Here is a 7,587-nt window from a genome sequence, read left to right as displayed (position 1 = left end):
GGGCCTACCTCCCCCCCACCACCCCCGGCGGGGGGGGGGGGCGGGGGGCGCCCCGGGGGGGGGGGGGGGGGGGCCGGGGCGGGGGGGGGGGGGGGGGGGGGGGGGCCCCCCCCCCCCCCACCCCTGCTTACTCAGATCAAGCGAGATCCGTCAGCGAACCGGTTACGGCTGCTTCAGGTACAGCGACGTGAACTCGGGCATGCCCTGCGTCATGTCGTTGATGGCGTGACCGATGTTCTTACCTACCGGGAACGCGCTACCGGCGTAGTACAGCGGCACCGCCGGCAGGTAGTCCTGCAGGATCTTCTTGTCGACCTTCGACCACTCCTTCAGCTGAGCGTTCGGGTCGAGGTTCGCAACCCGGTCGATCTCGGCGTCGAGAGTCTTGTCGGACAGCTGGCCGATGCTGTTACCCAGCTCGATCGCGTCGGACTTGAACAGAACCGGGAACCAGCTGGTACCCGACGGCCAGTCGGAGCACCATCCGGCCGGGGTCTTGCCCAGGTTGACCGGAGCGTTCTGGTCACCGGTCAGGGTGCGGATCTTGGCCTTCGGCACACCGGTGGCCTTGACCTTGAAGCCGGCCTTCTCGAAGACCTGCGTGCGCAGCTGGTTGACCTGCGTGGCGATCGGGTCGTCGTTGGAGAAGTACCAGGAGAGTTCGAAGTTGGACTTGCCCAGCTTCTCCAGCTCCGACTTCACCTCGGCCGCGACAGCCGGGTCCTCAGCGCCCTTACCGGTGCCGTTCATGCCCGGCAGTTCGTACTTCTCGTAGCCCGGGACGGCCGGCGGCAGAATCGTCGAGGCCGGGAACGAGCTGTCCGGAGCCTGGCCGGAGACCTTGCGCCAGGAGTCGAACGGGTAGGCCTTGACGATCAGCTTGCGGACCTCGATCGGGATCTTCCGGGTGTCCATCGGCCAGGTGATCGTGCAGGGCGAGTTGCCCTTGACCAGCTGGCTCGGGTCCTTCAGCTCCGGGTAAAGGCTGACGTCCAGGTTGCTGTAGTTCAGCGAGCTGGCGTCCGGTCCGGCCGAGGCCAGGACCTGCCGCTGCACCTTGATGGTGTCCTGAGCGAACTTGAAGTCGAACTTGTCCGGGTACTGGTAGCGCACCGGGTCGGTGTTCGGGTCCCAGTTCGGGTTCTTGGTCAGCTTGAGCTGGCTGCCCGCGGTGTACGACTCGACCTGGTACGGGCCGGTCGTCATGGGCTTCTGCTCGTAGTTCTTCTTGGTGTCCTTCGCCTGCGGGATCGGCGTGAACATCGGGAACGCCGCGTAGTACGGAAGGTCGTTGAACTTCTTGTCCAGCTTGATGATCAGCGTGCTCTCGTCCGGCGTCTCGACACCGGCGTAGTTCTCGCCACCCGCGACGTACGGGCCCTTGTACTTGCCGCCGTCCTTGAAGAACTGCTGCTGGTACGTCGGTCCGGCGTCGTACAGGTCGTGCGCGAAGGAGCGCTTGATCGCGTACGCGTAGTCGGCAGCCTTGACCGGCGTGCCGTCCATGTACTTGATGCCCTGCTTGAGCTTGAACGTCCAGGTCAGGCCGTCGGCCGACGGCGTACCCAGGTCGTCGGCCAGGTCGGGCACGAGGACCGGCTTGCCGGTCTTGTCGTCGAGCCGGTACTGGGTCAGCGCCCGGTACATCAGCTTGCCGATCTGGTTACCGTCGACGTAGTAGATGTTCGTCGGGTCGAAGGTGTCCGGCGTGACGTCCGAGAGGACAGTGATGGTGCCGCCAGGCTTGGCGCCCTCGATCGGCTTCGCCGGGCCCTTGGCAGCCGGGTCGGTCGCCTTCTCCTGCGCGCCGCCCGCGTTGCCGCCGCCGCCTTGGTTGCTGCCGCTGTTCGACGACGGGCTGCCGCAGGCCACGGCGGCCAGCATGACCGTCGCCGCCACCGCGGTGATCCGTTTCCACTGCATGGTTGTGTTTCTCCTTTTCTGCCGCTCGGGGCAACGCCGGGCTACCGGCGGGTCTTCGGGTCGAAGGCGTCGCGGACCGCGTCTCCCAGCAGCGCGAGAGCGAGCACCAGAATGGTGATGCCCAGCACCGGCAGCCAGAGGTAGATCGGGTCGGCCTTGAACCAGTTCGTGGCGGTGGCGATCGTCTGGCCCCAGGACGGGACGGGCTCGATCAGGCCAACACCGAGGAACGACAATCCGGCTTCAGCTGTTACGTACGCCGGCAGCGCCAGCGAGGCCGAGATGACGATGGGAGCCACCAGGTTCGGCAGCAGTTCCTTGAACAACACTTGCCGCGTCGGCACCCCGATCGCCTTGGCGGCCAGCACGAACTCGCGTTCGCGCAGGGACAGCACCTCGCCCCGGATGATCCGGGCCAGGCCGGCCCAGCCGAAGAACGACAGCACGAAGATCAGTACGAAGAATCTGATCTGTGCCTGCTCGGCCGGCGTCAGGTTGAACGAACCGCCGCGCAATTGCTCGACGATCGGCACCATCGCGATCGCGAAGAGCAGGTACGGCAGGCTCAGCACGAAGTCGATGACCCAGGAGATGACCCGGTCGACCCAGCCGCCGAGGAAGCCGGCCAGCAGACCCATCACGACACCGACGACGGTGCCGAAGATGGTCGCGACGAACGCGACGATCAGCGACGGGCGGGCGCCGTACACCCAACGGGCGAAGTTGTCCCGCCCGGTCTTGGGCTCGACACCGAACCAGTGCGTGGAGGTCGGGCCGCTGACCGGGAAACCGTAGGCGTCGACGAGGTCCGGGTGGAAGGTACCGATGTCGGAGCCTTCGAGCTTGGTCAGCACCGGTGCCAGGATCGCGAGCAGGATGAACAACAGCACGAGGGAGGCGCAGGTGATCGCGACCTTGTCCTTGCGAAGCCGGTCCATCGCGATCCGGGTCGGCGACTTACCGTGCGCGACACCTTTGGCCCGCTCGGGCTCCGCAGAGGCCGGGTGGTCCTCGATCCCAACGGTCGAGTCTGGTGACCCAATGCTCATTCGCGCTCCGTCAGCTCTGTCAGCCGGATGGTTGTGGTGGTCCAGAAGTCCGGCGCGGTCTGTAGATCGTGCCGAACATTCGCTCGCTGGAAGGGCCTGCGTCAAATCCCCTTGACACCGGTAAACCCCCCAGCCGCGCGCTAGCCTGCCTGACACTGTGACACCAAACCAGCGGTGCTCGACAGCAGTGCACAAATCGTTACCGGAACGGGTACTTGACCGGAACATTTGCCCCCAACGGTCACTGTTCGCAGTCGATCCTTCGCGAAACGCGTCGGCACAGCACCGACAGTGGCCAATTTGTGCCACAAAATAACAGAATGTAACAATCCTGCACGTTCAGCGGCTATCAGCCGATTGGCTCAGACCCGAAGCCCAACAACTGCCATTGGCGCCTCAGATCGACGGCCAGATAGTCGTCGAGCCCCACCCTGCGAAATGCTTCGGCAAGAACGCGCCGAGCCTCCTCGCGCCGGTCCGTCGCGGCATACAGCCGAGCCCAGCCGATGACGTTGACGACCTCACCTGAGTCGTCCGGGCGTTCGGCGAACACCTCAGCCGCGCGGCGCAGCAGCTTCTCGGCTGCCGCCGACTCTGCGCGCAGCAGGAGGGCACAGGCATCCAGGTTGTCGATGTGCGCCATCCCCAACGGATCGCCGATCCGCTCGACGATCTCTCGCGCTTCGGCGAGGGCGGTACTGAGCTCGTCCGTGTGCGCCGCTCCGAGGTCGGCGTCGGCGATGAGGGCCTCTCCCAAGAGCACGAGCCGGATGGCATGAAGCCGCGTCCCCGGCGTACTGAGTTCGCAGGCCTGTCGCTTTGCCGCGATGGCCTCCGGGATCCGGCCCAGGTAGTGGAGGCCACCGCCCAACTGGTCGTAGGCCCTCGCTCGCGACGACTCGGCCTCGGGGTTCGCGTCGATGATCGCCAGCATCCGCTCGGCCAGCCGGATTGCATCGTCGTAGGCACCGGCCACACCTGCCAGGTAGCTCGCCTGGCCGAGCGCCGCGATGATCAACGCCGGCACACCAGAACGCTCGGTGGACTCGAGCGTGCGTCGCGACAGGAGTGCCAGCTGTTCCGGCGTGGAGTGGCCCGACTGGGCCGCCGCTGCGAAGACCGCGCGGTCCAGCTCGGCCTCCAGCTCCACCACGCCGGCCCGGACCGCCGCCTCGCGGCCCAGCAGCAGGATCGTCTCGCGGGCCTGCCTCCCGTCCCGGGTCGCGAGGTACCCGGCCAGACGGTAGGCCAGCAGACCGGCGACTCGCGGCCAACCGTCTGCGGCTAACTCGACCGCAGCACGGGCCACCGGCAGTTCGAGGTCCAGCCAACCTGCACCACGAGCCGCCTCACCGGCGGCCTCCGGTAGATCGAGACCCCCCTCGGCCAGCAGTGGGACCACAGGTGTGACGCCGTGGTCGATGTGTTCATCGGCGATCGTGACCAGCCGGAGGACTGTCTCAAGGTAGCGCTGCTCAACCTCGGCCCGCTCGGACACAGGGGTCAGGAGCTCCACGGCTCGAGCGCGAACCAGGCCGTGGAGGCCGTAGCGGGGCGGGGAAAGACGACGGAGCTGGACGAGCCCCAGCGCTGCGAGGTTCTCGAGTACGGCGGCCGCGGCCGGCTCGTCGGTGTCGAGAAGGGGCGCCGCGACCCAGGGGGCGAACTCGTCGGCGCCGACGAGGGCCAGGTGGGCGAAGAGGCGGCGGGCATCGGCGGTCGCCGTACTGAGGGTCAGGTCGAGGCTGGCTCGGACGGCTCGGTCGCCGGCTACCAGGTAGTCGAGGCGTTGGGACTCGTCGGCGAGGGTTTGCACGACTTCGGCCACGTCCTCGCGGATGAGGGCTAGGCGCGCGCCGACGATCCGGAGGGCCAGTGGTAGCCCGGCGCAGTGCGGGACCACTTCAGCGACTCCGGCGGCGCTCAGGCCGGAAACTGCGCTGAGGAGTTCTGCGCTCGTCTCGTCGGAGAGCGGCGGCAGCTCGCAGTGGATCGCGTCCTCCAGACCGACTATCGGCCGGCGTGAGGTGACGATCACGGCGCCGCCGGCCGGAAGCAAGGGCTTCAGCTGACCGGCATCGAGCGCATCATCGAAGACGAGCAGAGTCATCTTGTCGGCCAAGCGGATGCGCAACAATGCAGCCCGCTCGTCCAGCGACTCCGGCAGCTCGGAACCATCGACCCCGAGCGACCGCAGCAACTGCCCAAGGACCGTCCGCGCGGGCAAACTCTGCCCGTTCACGTCCTGGAGGCGCGCGAACAGCTGCCCGTCCGGGAACGACTCCGACAACCGATGCCCCAGCCGCACCGCCGCTGCGGACTTGCCGGTGCCGGCTGCCCCATACAGACAGACAACAGCTGGTACGCCGGTGCGCGCGGGACCGAGGAGTGCCGCCGACAACTCCTCCAGTACGTCGTCCCTGCCGATCAGCAGACCCACGTCGGCCGGGAGCTCACGTGGTGCCGCGGAAGGAACGGTGAGGTCGAGTGACGGATCCTGCCGCAGAATCGCGACCTGGAGATCCCGCACCTCGGCCCCCGGCTCAAGACCGAGCTCCTCGTCCAGACGCCGTACAAGAGCTGTATAGACAGACAGTGCATCGGTCTGACGGCCAGAGCGGTACAGGGCGAGCATGGAGGCGGCTGCGAAGGTCTCGCGGGTTGGCTGGGCAGCGGTGAGCTCCGCCAACTGCGGCAACAGGTCTTGGTGGTGCCCTAGGGAGAGCTGGGTACTCAGCCGCAGCTCTTCGGCCGCCCATCGTTCTTCCTCGAGTCCGGCGCACAATCGCTCACGGACGCCGTCTGTAGCGACGTCCGCCAGCGCAGGACCACGCCAGAGCCCCAGAGCGTCCATCAGAAGCTTGCTGCGTTGTTCCAGATCGTCCTGACGCCGAGCCTGCGCCACCAGAGTCCGGAAGTGATCGATGTCGGTACTGCCCGGTGGAGCCTGAATGGCGTAACCGTCCCGGCCGCCGGTGAGTTCGACATCGAGCATGGTACGGAGACGCGAGATATACACCTGCAACGCCCGCCGCGGGTTGGTGGGCATCGCGTCCGGCCAGAGCAGCTCCATCAGCCACTCGGGGGACGCTGTCTTACCTGGGTCCAGTAGCAGCACGGCAAGGATCAACCGCTCCTGCCGCCGTTGGACGATGACCTGATCACGTCCTGACCAGATCTGGACCGCACCGAGCAAGCGGAACTCCACGGGCACATCGTAGGCGTCTGGACGCGCCCGCTACTCCGGCGCGACAGGCCCGAATCCGAGCAATCGCCAGTGGCCCCTGATTTCCCGGGCCGTGAATCCGCTGCTCTCCAGGTTCGCGATCGCAGCGCGGAGAATCTCACGGGCCTGGCCGGGACGCCCGCCCACAAGGTCCAGCCGAGCCCGGCCGACGGCATTGATCCCTTCACCCGCGTCGTCCGGGCGACGATCGAAGATCTCCGACGCGCGATCCAGAAGAAGCCTTGCGGCCTCCAGATCGCCGAACAGAATGCATGTGATCGCGTCCAGGTTGTCGACGTGTGCGCTGCCGAGCTCGTCGCCGATCCGGTCGACGATCGGACGGGCCGTCGCAACTGCCGCGCTGAGCTCATCGCGATGCGAAGCGCCGAGGTCGGCTTCGAGAATGGCCGTCTCGGCCAGCAGGATCAGGCGGATCGCATGGATCCGGGTGCCGGGCGTACTGAACGCGCACGCGAGCCGACGCTGTTCAAGGGACTCGGAGATCCGCTCGCGGTCCTGCAGCAAGCCGGCGACGCGATCGTGGACCCGCGCCCTGGACGCGTCGGACACCGGATTCGATTCGACGATCCCCAGCAGGCGATCGGCGATCCGACTGGTCTCGTCGACATCGTCCCGGACCGATGCGAGACGGCTCAACTGGGCAAGCGCCGCGATGATCAGCTCCGCCGAACCGGAGCGCTCGGCCGAGACGAGCGCGCGTTCGCCCAGCGGTGCCAGACGCTCTGGACTCGATGACCCCGACTGCACGACAGCAGCGAACAGCGCTCGGTCCATCTCGGCCTCGAGAACCACGTTACCGGACCGCGTGGCCGCGTCCCGGCCGCAGGTGACGATCGCCTCGCGGGCCTCACGCTCGTCACGGACGGCCAGGTAGCCGGACAGCCTGAAGGCCAGAAGCCCCGCAAGCTCCGGCCAGGGCTCCGCCGCCATTTCCACCGCGGCGTGGGCAACCGGCAGCTCATCATCGAGCCAGGGGGCGCCCTTGGCGGCCTCGGCAGCTGTCGCCGGGAGATTTAGTCCACCCGCGGCTGCAAGTGGAACCAAGGCCACACCGCCGAACTCGATGTGCTCGTCGGCGATGGTGACCAGGCGGAGGACGGTTTCGAGGTAGAGCTGTTCAACCTCGGCTCGGTCCGATTCTTCGCCGAGAAGCTCAGCCGAACGGGCACGAACAAGCCCGTGGAGGCCGTAGCGGGGTGGGGTTAGGCGGCGGAGCTGGATGAGGCCTAGGGCTGCGAGGTTTTCGAGTACGGCGGCCGCGGTCGGCTCGTCGGTGTTGAGGAGTGGGGCGGCGACCCAGGGGGCGAACTCGTCGGCGCCGACGAGGGCCAGGTGGGCGAAGAGGCGGCGGGCTTCGGTGGTCGCCGT

At 67.3% G+C, this 7,587-nt stretch carries 4 protein-coding genes; all 4 read right to left on the bottom strand.

Annotation, left to right across the window (positions count from 1 at the left end):
• Nucleotides 1-162: 162 nt before the first annotated feature.
• Entirely contained in the window at nucleotides 163-1,923 is a 1,761-nt protein-coding gene (locus tag ACFTSF_RS27815) for an ABC transporter substrate-binding protein (protein ID WP_380156901.1), read from the bottom strand.
• 41 nt (nucleotides 1,924-1,964) lie between these two features.
• Nucleotides 1,965-2,972: an ABC transporter permease gene (locus tag ACFTSF_RS27810; RefSeq protein ID WP_380156900.1), complete on the bottom strand. Its 1,008-nt coding sequence runs from the start codon at nucleotides 2,970-2,972 to the stop codon at nucleotides 1,965-1,967.
• 349 nt (nucleotides 2,973-3,321) lie between these two features.
• Complete coding sequence (locus ACFTSF_RS27805) at nucleotides 3,322-6,180, bottom strand: BTAD domain-containing putative transcriptional regulator (RefSeq protein ID WP_380156898.1); 2,859 nt, start codon at nucleotides 6,178-6,180, stop codon at nucleotides 3,322-3,324.
• A 30-nt stretch (nucleotides 6,181-6,210) separates the two neighbouring features.
• A partial coding sequence (locus ACFTSF_RS27800) for a hypothetical protein (protein ID WP_380156896.1) occupies nucleotides 6,211-7,587 on the bottom strand: 1,377 nt, incomplete at its 5' end.

The sequence above is a fragment of the Kribbella sp. NPDC056951 genome, from assembly GCF_042674205.1.
In the GTDB taxonomy this organism is placed as follows: domain Bacteria; phylum Actinomycetota; class Actinomycetes; order Propionibacteriales; family Kribbellaceae; genus Kribbella; species Kribbella yunnanensis.
This window is presented reverse-complemented; position numbering and strand designations above follow the sequence as displayed.